The organism is Paenibacillus sp. S150 (genome assembly GCF_019352175.1).
GTDB lineage: Bacteria > Bacillota > Bacilli > Paenibacillales > Paenibacillaceae > Paenibacillus_AQ.
Genome location: NZ_JACBYI010000055.1, coordinates 1 through 17,385, shown reverse-complemented (window position 1 = coordinate 17,385; position 17,385 = coordinate 1). Strand labels below are relative to the sequence as shown.

Below are 17,385 nucleotides of genomic sequence, written 5' to 3'. Positions count from 1 at the left end.
AATTAATTTTAAATATATACGCTTACGAAGCTATTTTGTACGAAGCTGGTTCAACCAGCTTTATTCCAACAAAATTTAGGGGGAGATAATATGAAATCGGATAAAATATCGGAGGCCGTCGTACGCAGACTTCCAGTGTACCTGCGCTTCCTGAATGATCTGCAGAAGCGCGAAATCTCCACCGTATCCTCACAGGAGCTGGGACAAAGGCTTGATCTTAATCCGGCGCAAATCCGGAAGGACCTGGCCTATTTTGGCGACTTCGGCAGAAAAGGCATTGGTTATGACGTATCCTATCTGATTGAAAAAATCCGCCATATCCTGAAGCTTGACCAGCAGCTCAATGTGGCTCTGGTGGGTGCCGGTAATCTTGGGCACGCTTTGTCCAATTACAATGCCTATTTGAAGGACACGATGAAAATTACCGCTGTATTTGATTCCTACGCGCCCAAGGTTGGGCAGAAGATCAACTCATTGACTGTGCAGCCCATGGAGGAGCTGGAAAGCACAATCCGTGAACAGGGCATCCGTATCGGCATCATCACTGTACCGGACAGCGAAGCCCAGAAAGTCGCAGATATTCTCGTAGACTCGGGTATTGAGGCGATCCTCAATTTTGCACCGGTGATCTTGAAGACGCCGCCGAACATTAGGATTCATGCTGCTGATTTTACCACCGACCTGCAAAGTCTGGCTTATTATTTACATGATGGAAAGGACGAAGCGGAAGATGAGCAGCAATAAGACTGTAATTGTAAATGGACGCTTTCTGGTTCCGGGGGCGGAGAAGCCTGTGCTGAGCGGATATATGGCCGTAGAAAACGATCTCATCACTTACATAGGGGAAGACAAGCCTGTCATCGAAGAGGGAACTCAGACCGTTGACGGCAGCCGCCTGCTGTTCCTGCCGGGCTTGGTCAATACGCATGGACATACAGCGATGTCGCTGTTGCGGGGCTTTGGGGATGATATGGTTCTTCAAAGCTGGCTGCAGGAAAAAATGTGGCCTATGGAAGAAAAATTCACCGGAGACGATGTTTACTGGGGAACCTCCTTGTCCGTACTGGAGATGCTTAAGGGCGGCACAACGACCTTTCTGGATATGTACGACCATATGGACCGCGTTGCCGAGGTTACGGAGCTTTCCGGTATCCGTGCCGTGCTTATGCGCGGAGTTATAGGTCTCTGTCCGGAGGATGTGCAGAACCATAAGCTTGCAGAAGCGGTTGCTTTTGCCCGGAATTGGCATGGGAAGGCGGATGGAAGAATCACTGCGATGATTTCGCCGCATGCCCCGTATACCTGCCCTCCGGACTTTCTCGTGAAGTTTGTACAGGCTGCCCATGATCTGGATCTGCCGATGCATACCCATATGTCGGAAACCCGGCGGGAAGTCGAGCAGAATGCCGCTGATTACGGCCTGCGCCCTGTAGCGCATCTGGAGAAGCTGGGGATGTTTACCCGCCCGTCCCTTGTGGCGCATGGCGTTCATTTGAACGATGAAGAAATCGAGATTCTTGCCCGCTGCAAGGTGGGGGTATCCCATAATCCGGGCAGCAACCTGAAGCTGGCGAGCGGGGTGGCCCGGGTGCCGGAGCTGATGCGTGCGGGAGTCAAGGTGTCGCTCGGCACCGATGGCGCGGCAAGCAACAATAATCTGGATATGTTCGAGGAAATGCGCCTGGCCGCATTGATCCACAAAGGCGTGAGCGGAGATCCGACAGCGGTTCCGGCGCCGGAAGCGCTGCTGATGGCGACCGAATACGGCGCACAGTCGATTTTTCTGGAAAAAATCGGCCGGCTTGCTCCGGGCATGAAGGCGGATTTCATTGCCCTGGATATCGACCAGCCGCATTTCCTGCCGCATACGGACCTGTTGTCACATGCCGTGTATTCGGCAAGTGCGAAGGATGTTGAGCATGTCTGGGTGGACGGCAAGCAGGTTGTGAAGCACGGACAGTGCCTCACGCTGGACGAGGAACAAATCCGCCGCAAGGCGCAGGAAACGTTTGAGGGCTTGCTGAAGCGGTAAACGGACAGGGACGATGAAGCATTTTGAAGAAAGGGAGCTGCACTTTGAAGAAAAGAAGAAAATGGCTTCTGCTGGGGATATTCCTGGTTCTGCTCCTTCTGTTCGGACTAAGCCAGTTCTATGCCTACGTGATGAAGGACCAGTGGAACGAACGCAGTGCAGCCGCAGAGGTTGCTGAAGCCAGAGCGGGCCTGACTAAGGTAACCAAAGCCCAGAAATCCGTCTGGGATGAAAATTCGATTTACTGGGTGCTTGCAGGCCGCAATGCAGACGATACGGAGCTGATGGTATGGGTCCGCTTTACCCTGGACGGCAAGCCCGCCGGGGGCGACAACGATGTGTTCGCCGAAGAGGTGGCCAGAGGCACCTCTGAACAGGAGATCCGCTCCGTAATCGCCTCGGACCTGCCTGGAAGCACTATAGAGCGGCTGCTGCCGGGTGTCTATAACGGTGAATATGTCTGGCAGCTTTTTTATAAGCTGGAAGGGCGTTATTATTATAAGTTTTACCGTTTTGCAGATGGAATTGCGATTGGTGACGGATATAGCTTGCCGAACCGGTAGGTGCGCAGGAGCAGGATACAGTCCGCCGAACCGGTGGGTGCGCAGGAGCAAAATACAGCGGGCGGACAGTACTCTGTCTGCTCTTTTATATAAAGATAAGAATTTATTCTGAATTTCGAAAGTAAGCATCTACAAATCATCTAAAAGGCTCTACACGAAGGGATTTTTTTGTGAAAAACAACTTGCACCCAATGGGTGATGGAAAAAGCGGGGCTATCCCTTGTCCGATCTGTATTTGTTCAATTCACTTTCGAAATTCAGGTTAACTTTTATATGAAATGAACCGGAGAACCTGAGCAACTGATGGAACGCAAGGAAGAGATTCATAGGGGCCTGAAGCGAAGTGTAAAAAGTAACACTAATGGGCTGGAATTCTGGATTTAACAGGATTTAGTGGGATTTTGTACACTTAATGGAGCCCATCTCTCCCCAAATGGCTAATTTCAGCCGGATTAGTTGTACTTTTTCCCACTAGGGATGATCCAGGGATGCGAATGCGCTGCCTTAGTGTTACTTTTTCCCGCTAAAATGGCTGCCCTTTGGATGAATGTTTCAAGTTCATCTTAATGTAGGCGTTTCCTCTGTAAGGGGGAGAAACGGAACGATTAGGGTATCCTTTTTCCACTAACACTTGCGAAAAAGCGGCTGGGGGAATATGAAGTGACCTCTTCCGCCTGGCTTCAGCAGCCAGCCTTACACCTGAAATGCAAACAGCTGCGCTGCCCGGTCAAGGACGGCGCAGCCGTTTCTGCTTATATTATAAAATTCATCCTGAATTTCGAAAGTAACTTCCCATAAAAAAATAAAAAAAGGCTCAAATTGCTTGTCCCCGGAGCTTACGCAATCTTGGGGAAGAATGAATCCGCTAATTTAATCCCCCGAATGCCCCGGTTCATTCTGTCCGGTTAAGCACTTTTGAATCTATCGGAGGGGTGGGCTAAATGAAGGAATGAGAGGCAGAAGTGCTCTTGATTTCCCCGGAGCAGAGCAAGCTGGTTTACCGCCACGGTGATTGGGTCCATCAATGTTATATATAAAACCGTATATACTAAGCAAGCAATTGGAGTAGGACGGGATGTAAATGTGATACATTTCCATGTAAAAAAAGACGCCGGCGCTAATCGCCGGCGTCTTTGATGTCGATATAAGGGAAAAAGAGCTGTCATTAAGCCCAGAAATTAGTACTGAAAATTTTAAATATATTCACACTTTCCCGCGAAATCGTATATACACTTGTGATATACTACTACTTGTATTCAGGCATGCTTAAGAGCATGCCGGTCTCGGAAGAGCGCTAGGCACGCTATTTTAACAGTTACTGATTATTTTAATATTTTTTACTTTAATATTTTTTGCTCATCCCCTGAGAGGAGGACGTTTCTTGAAACTACGCCTTATGCCTGTACTGCTAACGTCTCTGCTGTCTGCTGCGGTTCTGTTCGGCGGCTGGTATTCCTATCGTGAGTTCGCTGTTCAGGAGCCGTTGCAGAAGATTGTGTCAGCGTATGAGGGAGTGAATGATTCCCATATCTCTATTAAACGCAATGAGGTGACTTTGAAACTTGATTTGCAGCCGGGCACGAAATTGCGCGAGCTGGTGCAGTACGTCAATACGGAGGGAAAGACCGCCATTGACGGACGAACGCTGAAGCTGGATGTGGAGCAGCATTCCAGTGCAATTTTGGATGAATATTGGGATCAAGCGATGTTCTCTGTTGCCGAAGCTATGGAGAGCCGTAAATATACTTTAATACCCGCGAAGCTGGAAGAACTGAAGGTGCAGAACTCCAGATACAGCGGTGTGGCGGCAACGACAGAAATTGATGACAATAATGTGTATGTGAGCCTGAGCGACGGCAAGGAGAGCAAGTTTATTATTCTGCCCCGCGTGGCGGCAACGATGGGAGTGTGGAATAATGCCTAAGTTCTGGAAAGAGATATTAATCGGATTTTTTCCTGTACTGCTGATTTTTATGGCTTTTGTCGGCATTAATATTTTTCCGGTCATTATTGCGGCAGGCATGGTCGGAGCACTTCTGCTCATTGCCCATTTGCGCGGCGGACTGACGGTCAGTGCGGGAGGGGACAAGAAGCGCAAGAAGAATGGCCCCTCGAAGCTGACCTTTGAAGAAATCGGCGGCCAGGACAATGCCAAGCAGGAGCTGCGCGAAGCGCTTGATTTCCTGATCCGGCATGAAGAAATCAGCAAATTCGGCATCCGGCCGCTCAAAGGGATTCTGCTGACAGGTCCACCGGGAACGGGGAAAACGCTGATGGCCAAAGCAGCGGCACATTATACCAATTCCGTGTTCGTAGCCGCATCAGGCAGTGAGTTTGTTGAGATGTATGTAGGTGTAGGCGCAGGGCGTGTCCGTGACCTGTTCAAGGATGCCCGTGCCCGGGCCCTTAAAGAAAATAAGCAAAGCGCCATTATCTTCATCGATGAGATCGATGTCATCGGCGGCAAGCGCGAGGGCGGCCAGCAGCGTGAATATGACCAGACGCTTAATCAGCTGTTGACTGAGATGGACGGAATATACAACAATGATACACCGCGTATCCTGCTCGTCGCAGCAACGAACCGCAAGGAGATGCTGGATTCGGCGCTGCTGCGCCCGGGCCGCTTCGACCGTCATATCCAGGTGGACATGCCGGATAAGAAAGGCCGCAAATCCATACTTGATCTGCATGCGCAGAACAAGCCGCTGCATGAAGGTGTGGATCTCGACAAAATTGCGGAAGAGGCTTACGGCTTTTCCGGCGCCCAGCTCGAAAGCGTGATGAACGAAGCCGCCATTTATATGATGCGCGAAAATCTGACGGAGGTGGAGCAGCGGCATCTGTCGATGGCGATTGACAAGGTGATGATGGGCGAGAAGACCGACCGGGAGACCAACCACGAGGAGAAAAAGCGGGTTGCCATCCACGAATTGGGGCATGCTATTATGGCCGAGCTGCTGCGGCCGGGAAGCGTCAGCCAGGTTACGCTCACCCCGCGCGGACAAGCACTGGGTTATGTGCGGCATAATCCGCAGACCGAGCAATACCTGTACACCAAGGAGTACCTGGAGAATCAGATCATGATTGCACTCGGGGGAGCGGTAGCGGAAGAAATGTACTACGGCGGAAGAAGCACGGGATCGCGCGGCGACTTCGACCAGGCGCTGAATATTGTCGAAACGATGATGAAATCGGGGCTGACATCCCTGGGAATTGCTAATTTGCAAATGGTTACCACTGAAGAATTAATGAAGGAAAACAGCAAAATTTTGGATGAGCTGATGGTCCGCACTCATGAGCTTCTCGGCAAGCAGAGAAATGTATTTGATTACTCCCTTGACATATTAATGAAGGAAGAAGTTCTCTCCGGAGAGCAATTTCGTTGTCAATTTCGTGACAGTGTCCTTTTACCGGCATAATTCTTTATGCCGGTTATTTTTTTTTACTTTTCAGACATGCTAAGATATCATTATATGTCGGGCTACATATTTTCCACGACAGACAAGGTACAATACTGAAGTATAGATACCTGAAAGGATGGAGACTTTTAGATGAATTTTAAGAAAATTGGTGTCATCGGTGGTGGCACAATGGGTCAGGGGATTGCCGAAATGCTGGCGGCCAAGGGCCTGGATGTTATGCTGGTAGAGAAAAACGCAGAAAGACTGGACTATTCTTATGCAATGATCGAGACAAGTCTCGACAAACAGCTGGAGAAATGGGCAATTACCCAGGCTGAAAAGAAACTGATTCTCAGCCGTATCCAAAAAGTGACACATTTCGCGGAACTCAGCTCCTGCGATATGGTCATAGAGACCATTACCGAGGATCTGGAAGCAAAGCAAAAGGTCTTTAATCAGCTCGATCAGGTGTGTCCGAGCCACATTATTCTGGCCAGCAACACGTCGACCCTAAGCCTGACGGAGCTTGCCAGCTCTACAATGTATCCGGAACGCGTCATCGGCATGCATTTCATACATCCGGTAGGAAAGGTTGATCTCGTTGAGATTGTGCGCGGACTGAAAACCTCCGACAGCACCTTTGAAGATACCAAAGCCTTTGTTGATGAAATTGTTGAGAAAAAAGGCGTAATGATTTACGAATCCCCCGGGTTTGTAACTTCACGCCTGATTTGCCTGTTCATTAACGAAGCCATGCATGTCCTGCAGGAAGGTGTTGCTTCACCTGAGGATATCGACGACGCTATGCGTATCGGCTACCAGTTCCAGAACGGGCCGCTTGAGATGGCTGACCGTTTCGGTCTGGATTCGATTCTTGCCGCGCTGGAGAACATGTTCCGGGAGTACGGTGAACTGAAATACCGCCCATCCACTATTCTTAAGAAAATGGTGCGTGCGGGACAACTGGGCATGAAATCGGGCGAAGGCTTCTTCAAGTACGACAAGGATGGTGACCGTGTATGAATATTCTAGTAATTAACTCCGGCAGTTCTTCTTTGAAATATCAGCTCTACAATATGACCGATGAATCTGTACTCGCCAAGGGTCTGGTTGAACGCATCGGGATGGACTCTTCCATTCTGAACCACAAGCCCACCGGCAAGCAGGAAATTACCGAAGTCAGTGAAATTCTCGAACACAATACTGCGATCCGCAAAGTGCTTGCCTGTCTGACCGACAAGGAGCACGGGGTTATTGACTCCATCGATGAAATCAATGCCGTTGGGCACCGCGTAGTTCACGGGGGCGAATTCTTCAAGGCTTCCGCTCTGGTTGACGCAGATGCCAAGACGAAGATCCGCCAGCTGTTCGACCTTGCACCGCTGCACAATCCGGCGGCAATGATGGGGATCACGGCGGCTGAAGTGAACATGCCGGGCATTCCGCAGGCCGTTGTGTTCGATACTGCATTCCATCAGACGATGCCTGAGAAGGCTTATATGTATGCTATTCCCAGAGTGCTGTACAACAAATATAAAGTTCGCCGCTATGGCGCACACGGTACTTCCCATGATTTCGTGAGCAAGGCTGCAGCCGAATATCTGGAGCGTCCGCTTGAAGCTTTGAAGATCATCACCTGCCATATCGGCAACGGTGCGAGTGTAACCGCCGTTGATGGCGGATTGTCCATTGATACTTCGATGGGGATGACCCCGCTTGAAGGTCTGATGATGGGTACCCGCAGCGGTGACCTTGACCCGGCTATCGTTCCATATGTAATGAACAAGGAAGAGCTGTCTGTGGGCGAAGTGAACTCAATGCTGAACAAGCACAGCGGACTTTTGGCAATTTCTGGCGTCAGCAGCGACATGCGTGATATTATTGATGGTGCGGAAAAAGGCGAGGCTAACTCTACGCTTGCTTTTGAAATGTATGAGTACCGTCTGCGGAAGTATATCGGTTCTTACGCGGCAGCGATGAACGGAGTAGATGTGATCGTATTTACTGCCGGTGTTGGCGAGAACGCCGCCGTGCTGCGTGCCAAAGTGCTGAATAACCTTACGTTCCTCGGAATTGAACTGGATGCTGAAGCCAATAAGGTCCGCTCCGGCGATCCGCGCCGTATCTCTACGGCTGATTCCAAGGTGCAGGTGCTCGTGGTTCCGACAAACGAAGAGCTTGTCATTGCACGCGATACCTATCGCATTGTGCAAGGAATTAACGGCTAAATCAGAGGAGAGATCAGTAGGCATGGCTAACAAGAGTATTATCAAGAACGTGAATGAGCATGTTGGAGAGAGCGTTGTGATCGGCTGTTGGGTGAACAACAAGCGCTCCAGCGGCAAAATTCAGTTCCTGCAGCTTCGGGATGGTACAGGCTATATCCAGGGCGTTGTGGTGAAATCTGAAGTGCCTGAGCAGGTCTGGGATGATGCCAAAAGCCTTACCCAGGAGAGCTCGCTGTACGTAACAGGAATTATCCGCGAAGAGCCGCGCAGTCAGTCCGGCTACGAGATGACTGTGACAGGTATAGAAGTATTGCATCTCACCGAGAATTATCCGATTACCCCGAAAGAGCATGGCGTAGATTTCCTGATGGATCACCGTCATCTCTGGCTTCGTTCCGCGAAGCAGCGGGCAGTGCTGGTTATTCGTGCGGAGATCATCCGGGCGGTTCAGCAATTTTTCAACGAGAACGACTTCACCAAGGTTGATCCGCCGATTCTGACGCCAACCTCGGCTGAAGGCACAACCAATCTGTTTCACACCAAGTATTTTGATGAAGATGCCTATCTGACGCAGAGCGGACAGCTGTACATGGAGGCGGCGGCAATGGCACTCGGCCGTGTATATTCCTTCGGTCCAACGTTCCGTGCGGAGAAGTCCAAAACCCGCCGCCATTTGATCGAGTTCTGGATGATTGAGCCGGAAATGGCATTTACAGACCATGAGGAAAGCCTCCGCGTGCAGGAGGAATTCATCAGCTTTGTGGTACAGTCCGTGCTTGCCAACTGCCGTGCTGAGCTGGAGGCGGTGGGCCGCGATGTTTCCAAGCTGGAGAACATCAAAGCGCCGTTCCCGCGTATCACTTATGATGATGCGATCAAGTTCCTGAACGAAAAAGGCTATGAGATTGCCTGGGGCGACGATTTCGGAGCGCCGCATGAAACGGCGATTGCGGAAATGAGCGACAAGCCGGTCTTCATTACGCATTATCCGGCTTCCTTCAAGGCATTCTACATGAAGCCGCATCCTGAACGTCCTGAGGTCGTGCTCTGCGCGGATATGATTGCTCCTGAAGGCTACGGGGAGATTATCGGCGGCTCACAGCGTATCGATGATCCGGCTCTGCTGGAAGAACGGTTCAAGGAGCATAATCTTTCAATGGATACTTACAAATGGTACATGGATCTGCGCACCTATGGTACTGTGCCCCACTCCGGCTTTGGTCTGGGACTGGAACGGACGGTGGCCTGGATTTGCGGGCTGGATCATGTGCGGGAAACGATTCCGTTCCCGCGTACACTGTACCGTCTGTATCCATAAAGCCAATTAAAGGGGGCTGCGCATGGACGGCAAAGGATGGAATACCTGGGGCGAAGGCGTGTCATTTGGCCTCCAGAACGGGATGGCCGTCATTCCTTACGCACTCTTGAAGTATTACCGGAAGCTGGATCTGACCGGCAGTGAAGCCATGCTGCTCATTCATCTGCTCTCCTTTCGCCAGGTGGAAGGAATTGATTTCCCTTCGCTGGAGGAGCTGCAGACAGTAACGGGACGCAGTACAGCTGCAATTGCAGGAGAGCTGCAGAAGCTTATGAAGGAAGGCTTCATCAGCATTGATGAAGACAACGATGAGCTGAGGGATATCCATTATGAGCGCTATAACTTCTCAGGCTTATACGGAAGGCTTGGCGCATTTCTGGCAGAAGCTGCCCAGTCCGTGAGTGACAGGAGCAAGCCGGCAGGCAGTGTGCCCGGTATCCGGGCATCTGCCCGCCGCACCGGGTCGCCCGAACCGGATGGCGGCTATAGCAGAGCCTCCGCCCCTGCAGCAGGCAGGGACGGAGAGGAAAAGCGCAGCCTGTTCACCATTTTTGAGAAGGAATTCGGCCGTCCGCTTTCTCCGATGGAATGCGAAACAATTTCCGGCTGGGTGGATCAGGACAAGTACCCGGAAGAATTGATTCTGCTGGCTCTGAAAGAATCTGTATTTGCCGGAAAGGTTCATTTCCGCTATATTGACCGCATTCTGCTGGAGTGGGCCCGCAACCGGGTGAAAGATGCCCAGGATGTCAAAGCCTATACCCAAAAATTCCGCAGCGGCGGCAGATAAAAGGATTAAGGCCTAAGTGCTCCATTCTTAACAAAGGGGATGCCGTTTCAGGAGACATCCCATAAAAAAACAACCGTACTTCTGGGCTGCATGAGCCAGAAGTACGGTTGTTTTTGTTAAAGAGAAGAATGTGCCTGCTTTACACTGTAAGTTGTCCAGCCGGTTAGGAGAGTTCTTTTTCGAGCGCCGCTCCCATCTCGCGGGAACGCTCGGCACAGCGATTGACGGCAGCAATCACTGTCTCGAAGAAATCTCCTTTTTCGAGAACCTCGAGGGCTGCTTGTGTGGAGCCATTCGGTGAGGTGACTTTTTTGCGCAGGGCGGCCGGCTCTTCGCCGGTCTGCTGCACCATGCGGGCGGCGCCGAGGACAGTCTGGACAGTCAGCTCTGCGCTCTGCCCGGGCGCCAGGCCGCCGCGGATGCCTGCGGCAATCATAGCTTCCATCATATAATAGATGTATGCCGGACCGCTGCCCGAAATCCCGGTCAAGGTTTCCATCCGTTCCTCATCGATGACAGTTGTTAAACCGACAGCTTCAAAAATGTTAAGCACCGTCCGCCGGCCCTGCTCATCCACTTCTTTGGAATAGGCGACGCCGGTGGCTCCCAGTCCGATGGAGCTGGAGGTATTGGGCATGGTGCGCACAACCGGCTGCGGCTTTCCGAGCAGGCCCTGCATGGTACGGATGGTCATTCCGGCGATTACGGAGATCACCAGCTGGCCGGCAGAGAGCAGGGGGCCAAGGCCGCGCAGAGCCTCGGCGGCATCCTTGGGCTTCATCGCAAGCACGATGACCGGAGCCGTGCGCAGATATTCAATTTTTTGCTCAGGGTCGTTGCTGCCAAGCACGCCATAGCGGCTGCGCAGCTCGCCCAGGCGTTCGCTGCTGCTGCGGTTCAGCATCACGATATTGCCGGAATCCACCACGCTGCGGGCAATCATCCCGCGTACAATCGCTTCCGCCATTGAGCCAGCGCCGTAAAAAACAATTTTGTGATTAATTAAAGGAATTGCAGGTTGCTGACACATGGCTATAAATCCCCCTAAAAGTTTTGAGCTTATATTCCGCCAAATCTCTGCGAATAACTCGTTCCGGAAGCATGAGCTTAGATTTGTGTTTATTACCCCCGGATTTGTCCGGAGCCGTGGATCTTGTATTTGCTTGAGGTCAGCGCAGGCAGTCCCATAGGGCCGCGTGCATGCAGCTTCTGGGTGCTGATGCCAATCTCCGCTCCGAATCCGAACTCGAAGCCATCGGTGAAACGCGTCGAGGCGTTATGATAGACGGCGGCGGCATCCACTTCCTGAAGGAAACGCTCGGCATTGTCCTTGTCGCCGGTTACGATGCATTCGGAATGCTTGGTGCTGAACTCGGCTATATGCTGCAGCGCTTCGTCCAGCCCGCCGACAATTTTGATATTAAGGATATAATCGTTGTATTCGGTGGCGAAGTCTTCCCTGGCTGCCGGCAATACCCAGGGAATCAGAGCAACCGTCTCAGGGCAGCCGCGCAGCTCCACGGGAATCCCGCGGAAAGCTTCCGCCAAAGAAAGGAGCTGCTCTGCGGCATAATCCCGGTGAACCAGCAGAGTCTCCATGGAGTTGCACACGGAAGGCCGCTGGGCCTTGGCGTTCAGGCTGATGGCCAGTGCCATTTCCGGATCAGCGCCGGCGTCGAGATAAGTATGGCATATGCCTGCCCCTGTTTCAATGACAGGCACCGTGGCATTGAGCACGACATTCCGGATCAGCGCGCTTCCTCCGCGCGGGATGATCACATCAAGCAATCCGTTCAGCTTCAGCATTTCATCCACTGAGGAACGGTCCGGGTCTTCGATCAGCTGCAGCGCTTGGCTCGGGATGGCGGTTTCGGCAAGCGCGCGGTGCAGCACCTCAATGATTTTCCGGTTGGAGGACAGGGCGGAGGAACCGCCGCGCAGGACAACGGCGTTCCCGGTTTTCAGGCATAATCCCGCAGCATCCACGGTGACATTGGGGCGTGCTTCGTAGATAATGCCAATGACACCCAGCGGCACGCGGATTTTTTCAATATACAGCCCATTGGGACGCTCGATTGTTTCCAGACGGTCGCCGACAGGATCGGGCAGCACGGCTATCTGCTGCAGCCCCTCCGCGATGCTCTTGATCCGGCTGACATCCAGCGCCAGACGGTCAAGCATGGATTCAGGGGTTCCGCCGAGCCTGCCCCGCTCCAGATCCTCGCGATTAGCGGCAATGATAGCCGGCCCTTCGCGGATCAGGGCTTCCGCCATGGCCAGCAGCGCTTCATTTTTCTGGCCGGTGCCAAGACCCGCCAGCACTCCGGCAGTTTCCTTGGCCAACGCTGCCTTGTTTGCAACCTCACTCATGTTAACCCTCCTAAAAGTTATTGTCAGCATAACAACATTGAGCAGCTTCGCACAACTTGTTAGCGCAAGGTAATCCATTCATCACGGTGGATGACCTCCAGCCGGTGGACTTCGCCCAGCTTGGGTACGATCTGACGGCTTGGCAGCCCCTGGATGCTGCGGAGCTGGGTGTCGTCATAATTAACAATTCCCCGCCCAAGGAGCTTGGCGTCAGGGCCGAGGACCTCCACAACATCGCCGGAGTGAAAGCTGCCTTCAATCCGTTTGACGCCAACCGGCAGGAGGCTGTGCCCGCCATGAAGTAACGCTTCCACCGCGCCTTCGTCGACATAGAGGGAGCCGAGGGGGGTGGACATGAAGCCGAGCCACTGTTTTTTGACAGGCAAGGAAGAGAGGCTGGTGGCAAAATAGGTGCCTTTGCCGGTTCCCTCGGCTGCCAGCTGCAAATCTCCGGGCTCGGTTGCTCTGCCTACAAAGACGGGCACTCCGCCGCGTGTGGCGATTTTGGCGGCGTCAATCTTGGAGCGCATGCCTCCGGTCCCTACACTGGAGCCTGCCCCTCCGGCAATCGCATAAATCTCCGGAGTAATCTCCTCTACGAGATCATAGCGTGTAGCCTCCGGATGCTTGCGCGGATCTCCGCTGTACAGGCCGTCCATATCGGTCAGGACGAGCAGGCGGGAGGCTTTGAGAAGGTTGGCCACCAGTGCCGATAAGGTATCGTTATCACCGAATTTCAGCTCATCTACCGAGACGGTATCATTTTCGTTGAACACGGGGACGGCTCCCTGCCGGAGCAGCTCTTCCACGGTCATCACCGCATTGTTCATTGCCCGCCGGCTGCAAAAGTCGGTTCTGGTGAGCAGGATCTGCGCGGTGGGAATGCCATGCTCCGCAAAGGCCTCCTGATAGGCCTGCATCAGCAGCACCTGGCCCACCGCAGCTGCGGCCTGCTTCTCATGCAGCAGCCTGGGGCGCGAAGCATAGCCTATGCCACGGAATCCTGCGGCTACAGCGCCGGAGGTAACCAGCAGCACTTCACAGCCCTCCCTGCGCAGTGCGGCGATCTCGGCGGCAAAGAAGGCGACGGCTTCACGGTTTAATCCGCCTTCAGGTCCGGTGAGCGAGCTGCTGCCGATTTTGACCACGATTCGCGTTGTCAATGTTTTTCACTTCCTTCTCTAATTTACCATTGCATCATGCTGGGATAACACGCAGGAAACGGCAAAAAGCCCCCATCCTTAGACTTAGCAAAGGACGAAAGCTTGGTTAACTTCCGCGGTACCACCTTCATTGATGAGGGTTCATCCGGCTTCATTCTCATAACGGGAGTTTCCGTCCTGCCGGGGCAGGCCGCTCGGGGGTAGGATTCGGAATGGACAACCGCGGTAAATTCTCACAGCCTGCCGGAATTTACTCTCTGATCGCGGAAAGACGCCTATTCGTACTGGTCCCGTCTGCACGTTTCACTATTTGTCCTTTAGAATACCATGGAGAAGCGGGTTTGCAAAGAGTGCAGGACGTATTATTTTTCTTGGAAAGCCAAGGTGAAATATAATGTTTATCCTTTGGGGGAACGGGTAAAATACTTATAATCTGTTACCAGGAGGTGGATAGACTTGGGTAAGAGCGACAACGTCCAGCAGGAACAGAACCAAAATTCCAAAGAAGCGGCAGAGTTCCAGAACAAGGCCATTCGGGAATTTGTAGAGGAGAAGGCCGGAGATTCACGCACCAAGAGTCCGGTGGATGAGAGTACAGCCCGTATGCCGGATGATCAGAACCGCCTGATCACTCAGCATAATTTGCGTAAATAAGCTGCTGAAAAGCCCTTCCGGCCTCATTCATGAGGCCGGGGGCTTTATTAATTTTATACAGATAAGCAGTGTTAACAAACCAAAGATCACTGAGCAGGATCATCGCATGCACGCCGCAAAATCCGGCTTGCCCGGGCTTAAGCTGTTATTCATCCGAAAGCTCCTTGACCGTTGTCTTGAAGGTTTCCATAAAAGCTTCTGCGGCCTTGGATAAATAGCGCCCCCGCCGGTAGGCCACGACCAGCGTGCGGCTGGGCACCGGATCAGCGAGCGGCAGGTAGACGGGAACAAATTCGCTGCGCGGAGCGCGGGCGATAAAATGGGGAACCAGCGTCACCCCCATTCCGGTGGCGACGAGCGATTGAACAGTTTCCATATTGTTGCTCTCAAATACAATACGCGGCTCGAACCCGGCTCCCCGGCATAATTCCACCGTCATTTTGCGGAAGCCCTGGCCTTCTTTCAGTACAATAAACGCCTCATTCCTTAGCTCCTCCAGAGAAGTGCGGATTCCGTCCGTACTCCGCGAAGCAAGCGGGTGATCCGGCGGCACGGCAAGGTCTATCCGCTCTTCTCCCAGCACTTCATAGGCTAGTGCGGGAATCTCCAGCGGCAGGGAGAGCAGGCTGAGATCGGTCTGGCCGCTGGCGGTGAGCTTCTCCAGATTCATGGAGGAGTCTTCGAGCAGCGTGATTTCGACCTCGGCATATTTGGTTTTGAAGGCGGGCAGCACATGCGGCAGCAGATGCGCCCCGGTGATGGGCATGCTTCCTACAACTACGCGTCCGGTCCGCAGCTGTGAGATATCGGACATCTCCTGGCGCAGCAGCTCTACAGCATCGATAATAATCTGGGCCTGCTCCACAAATTTCTCCCCGGCATGAGTAAGCTCCACGGAGCTGGTATTGCGCTGGAAAAGCAGCACGCCAAGCTCCTTCTCCAGCTTGGAGAGCTGCTGGCTGAGCGACGGCTGGGCGATGTGGAGCTTGTCTGCGGCGCGGGAAAAATTCCGTTCTGCCGCAATCTGCAGAGCATATTGCAACTGTCTGAGTTCCATACATAGACTCCTTTGCAGTTAATGGGGTGGTTATAAGTATATCCTATAAGCGGCGTTATTAATATAGGTGAAACTGCATGCGGGAAGGAATACGTTCAATTTGAGACAGCCAGATGAGGCATGCGGCATTAGAAAGCTGTGTAACGGACATACCCGGCTACAGGAGCCCATTTCCGATGAGCTTGGGGCGAAATGAGCATAAGAAACGTTGTGCCGGCCCTGGCACAGGCTTCCCAATGCTATGCGTTTTAAATTTTAAGTAATGGGTACTAAGAAAGGGTGAGGTTAGCCAGGCATCAGTAGCTACTGCACAAGGCAACTTGTACACCGGTTATGCCGGCGGCTTCACATTCCCGTATTTTTCTTATCTGAAAGGAAAGGACAACCTAAAGTGTAGGTCCTGCCGTTGGTTATGCAGATACGGGAGCTATAAAAGCGGTATGCCGGTAATCACATTGAATGAATACGCGGCATGCCGCTTTTAACTTCCTAAGCGTTGTGAACTTGCGCCGCCGGAATTCGCCGGGAAGCACAGCCTAAAAAAGGAAAAAGGCAAGTGTGAAGATTAGTTATCAGGTATCGCAGCAGCGGGCTGTATAATGGATTACGGAGGCTTAGTTGCGGGATATTCACAGGAGAGCGTTAAAACCGCTGATGGCCGGTATATCAGGGAACAAACTGAGTATGGAGTGCAACTCCATGACATTTGAAATGAGGGAGAGCGGTTGGGTGATCTAATCGGAGTTGTCATAGAGCTTGTTTTGGATTTTCTATTTAACCGTAAAGACCGCAAACGAAGAAGCAATGAACGAAAAAAAAGAAGAGAGTTAAAGAGAAATAAGTTCCGTCAGCCTTGACTGGTCGGCGGGGCTTTTTTAAAAGAATAAGAATTTATAGGTATTGGGGGAAGCGAAGCTTATCCGTTATTTCACGGCTGCGCTGTGAATGAAAGAATGGATCGGGACTCCGGCCAAGCAAACTGCGGTATTGCGTTGGCCGCAGCAGGCAGGCAGAGGGAATCAGAGGCAGAAGTGCCTTTGAATTCGCCCGAAGCCGGCTGGACGAGGGAATAAGCGCGAAATGATTCTTCTCCTCCCCACTGAATGGCAGCATTCTTATACAGGACGCCGGTAGGCGTTTTTCTTGTTGTTTAGGAAATTATGCTTCTCGTCAATTGTGGATATGTATGTATGAAGTTAGGGGGGGAATTATAATGCGTCTTAATCGTGCTGAATGGTGCTAAATCGTGCTGAATGGTGCTGAATCGTGCTGAATCGTGCTGAATTGTGCTGAGCCGTGCTGAATAGTGGTGAATCGTACTGAGTCGTGCTAAATCGCACTGAATGGTGCTGAGTCTGCTGAGCCGTGCTGAGTCTGCAGAGTTTGCTGAATGGTGCAGGGTCTGCTGAGCCGTACAGAGTCTGCGGGTTCTATGTTTTGCAGGAGGAAGCGGGAATAGAGCGGGTCCAACCGAGGCCGCTACCGGGGCAGGGACGTGAAGTGGAATGGAGTAAATTGGAATTCGCAAGAATTAGTACACTTACACGGACGGAAAGGTCTTAAAGGAATCGTGGGAAAAAGTCAGCTTCATCTAAATTCAACCTGCAATCTTATTCCAATCCGGAAACCGGGCTTTAACAGCGGCCGGAAGAACCCTCTGAACCCGCAGCGGACTTCGTTCGCATCGTCAACCGCTGATTTTGGTGTTGAGCCAAAAAGGTAATTGAATGTATAGGAATGGAACCGGCGGACCTGAACACGCTGATGAAACGCAAGGAGGTTCATAGGGAACGGAAGCGAAGTGGAAAA

At 52.2% G+C, this 17,385-nt stretch carries 14 protein-coding genes; 10 read left to right on the top strand and 4 right to left on the bottom strand.

All coding sequences use genetic code 11. The features are described 5' to 3' along the window. The first annotated feature begins 90 nt into the window (after nucleotides 1-90). The 9 genes from HYD27_RS29050 to HYD27_RS29010 all read left to right on the top strand — a co-directional run bounded on the left by HYD27_RS29050 (nucleotide 91) and on the right by HYD27_RS29010 (nucleotide 10,332). A complete protein-coding gene (locus tag HYD27_RS29050; RefSeq protein ID WP_219221142.1) occupies nucleotides 91-744 on the top strand; it encodes a redox-sensing transcriptional repressor Rex in 654 nt (217 codons plus the stop codon). Beyond that, complete coding sequence (locus tag HYD27_RS29045; protein WP_219221140.1) at nucleotides 731-2,032, top strand: amidohydrolase; 1,302 nt, start codon at nucleotides 731-733, stop codon at nucleotides 2,030-2,032. The genes HYD27_RS29050 and HYD27_RS29045 overlap by 14 nt, the downstream gene beginning before the upstream one ends. Before the next feature lie 44 nt (nucleotides 2,033-2,076). Beyond that, complete coding sequence (locus tag HYD27_RS29040; RefSeq protein ID WP_219221138.1) at nucleotides 2,077-2,595, top strand: cell wall elongation regulator TseB-like domain-containing protein; 519 nt, start codon at nucleotides 2,077-2,079, stop codon at nucleotides 2,593-2,595. Between the two features lie 1,381 nt (nucleotides 2,596-3,976). Continuing rightward, nucleotides 3,977-4,519: a hypothetical protein gene (locus HYD27_RS29035; RefSeq protein WP_228745411.1), complete on the top strand. Its 543-nt coding sequence runs from the start codon at nucleotides 3,977-3,979 to the stop codon at nucleotides 4,517-4,519. Beyond that, complete coding sequence (locus HYD27_RS29030; RefSeq protein ID WP_219221137.1) at nucleotides 4,512-6,014, top strand: AAA family ATPase; 1,503 nt, start codon at nucleotides 4,512-4,514, stop codon at nucleotides 6,012-6,014. Before HYD27_RS29035 ends, HYD27_RS29030 begins: the two co-directional genes overlap by 8 nt. A gap of 132 nt (nucleotides 6,015-6,146) precedes the next feature. Next, nucleotides 6,147-7,019 (top strand): 3-hydroxyacyl-CoA dehydrogenase family protein, encoded by an 873-nt coding sequence (locus tag HYD27_RS29025; RefSeq protein WP_219221135.1) that lies wholly within the window; start codon nucleotides 6,147-6,149, stop codon nucleotides 7,017-7,019. Beyond that, on the top strand, nucleotides 7,016-8,224 hold the full coding sequence (locus tag HYD27_RS29020) for an acetate/propionate family kinase (RefSeq protein ID WP_219221133.1): 1,209 nt from the start codon (nucleotides 7,016-7,018) through the stop codon (nucleotides 8,222-8,224). The genes HYD27_RS29025 and HYD27_RS29020 overlap by 4 nt, the downstream gene beginning before the upstream one ends. Nucleotides 8,225-8,246: 22 nt before the next feature. Then, nucleotides 8,247-9,542, top strand: a complete 1,296-nt coding sequence (gene asnS, locus HYD27_RS29015; RefSeq protein ID WP_219221131.1) for an asparagine--tRNA ligase — start codon at nucleotides 8,247-8,249, stop codon at nucleotides 9,540-9,542. A gap of 22 nt (nucleotides 9,543-9,564) precedes the next feature. Further along, nucleotides 9,565-10,332 (top strand): DnaD domain protein, encoded by a 768-nt coding sequence (locus tag HYD27_RS29010; protein WP_219221130.1) that lies wholly within the window; start codon nucleotides 9,565-9,567, stop codon nucleotides 10,330-10,332. Between the two features lie 163 nt (nucleotides 10,333-10,495). Here HYD27_RS29010 and proC read toward each other — a convergent pair whose 3' ends face one another. The 3 genes from proC to proB form a co-directional block, all read right to left on the bottom strand. Further along, on the bottom strand, nucleotides 10,496-11,362 hold the full coding sequence (gene proC, locus HYD27_RS29005) for a pyrroline-5-carboxylate reductase (protein WP_219221128.1): 867 nt from the start codon (nucleotides 11,360-11,362) through the stop codon (nucleotides 10,496-10,498). Nucleotides 11,363-11,454: 92 nt separating this feature from the next. Continuing rightward, on the bottom strand, nucleotides 11,455-12,702 hold the full coding sequence (locus tag HYD27_RS29000) for a glutamate-5-semialdehyde dehydrogenase (protein ID WP_219221126.1): 1,248 nt from the start codon (nucleotides 12,700-12,702) through the stop codon (nucleotides 11,455-11,457). A 59-nt stretch (nucleotides 12,703-12,761) separates the two neighbouring features. Next, on the bottom strand, nucleotides 12,762-13,865 hold the full coding sequence (proB, locus tag HYD27_RS28995) for a glutamate 5-kinase (RefSeq protein WP_219221125.1): 1,104 nt from the start codon (nucleotides 13,863-13,865) through the stop codon (nucleotides 12,762-12,764). Nucleotides 13,866-14,321: 456 nt separating this feature from the next. Between proB and HYD27_RS28990 the strand changes: the two genes are divergently transcribed. Beyond that, nucleotides 14,322-14,519: a hypothetical protein gene (locus HYD27_RS28990; RefSeq protein WP_219221123.1), complete on the top strand. Its 198-nt coding sequence runs from the start codon at nucleotides 14,322-14,324 to the stop codon at nucleotides 14,517-14,519. A gap of 145 nt (nucleotides 14,520-14,664) precedes the next feature. On the opposite strand, the gene HYD27_RS28985 is transcribed toward HYD27_RS28990, so the two are convergent. Further along, complete coding sequence (locus tag HYD27_RS28985; protein WP_219221122.1) at nucleotides 14,665-15,576, bottom strand: LysR family transcriptional regulator; 912 nt, start codon at nucleotides 15,574-15,576, stop codon at nucleotides 14,665-14,667. Nucleotides 15,577-17,385 lie beyond the last annotated feature (1,809 nt).

Coding starts and splice junctions, on each gene's coding strand:
- proC (WP_219221128.1), bottom strand. CDS start 11,362: ATGTGTCAGCAACCTGCAATTCCTTTAATTAATCACAAAATTGTTTTT.
- HYD27_RS29000 (WP_219221126.1), bottom strand. CDS start 12,702: ATGAGTGAGGTTGCAAACAAGGCAGCGTTGGCCAAGGAAACTGCCGGA.
- HYD27_RS29050 (WP_219221142.1), top strand. CDS start 91: ATGAAATCGGATAAAATATCGGAGGCCGTCGTACGCAGACTTCCAGTG.
- HYD27_RS29020 (WP_219221133.1), top strand. CDS start 7,016: ATGAATATTCTAGTAATTAACTCCGGCAGTTCTTCTTTGAAATATCAG.
- HYD27_RS29010 (WP_219221130.1), top strand. CDS start 9,565: ATGGACGGCAAAGGATGGAATACCTGGGGCGAAGGCGTGTCATTTGGC.
- HYD27_RS29025 (WP_219221135.1), top strand. CDS start 6,147: ATGAATTTTAAGAAAATTGGTGTCATCGGTGGTGGCACAATGGGTCAG.
- HYD27_RS29030 (WP_219221137.1), top strand. CDS start 4,512: ATGCCTAAGTTCTGGAAAGAGATATTAATCGGATTTTTTCCTGTACTG.
- HYD27_RS29045 (WP_219221140.1), top strand. CDS start 731: ATGAGCAGCAATAAGACTGTAATTGTAAATGGACGCTTTCTGGTTCCG.
- asnS (WP_219221131.1), top strand. CDS start 8,247: ATGGCTAACAAGAGTATTATCAAGAACGTGAATGAGCATGTTGGAGAG.
- HYD27_RS28985 (WP_219221122.1), bottom strand. CDS start 15,576: ATGGAACTCAGACAGTTGCAATATGCTCTGCAGATTGCGGCAGAACGG.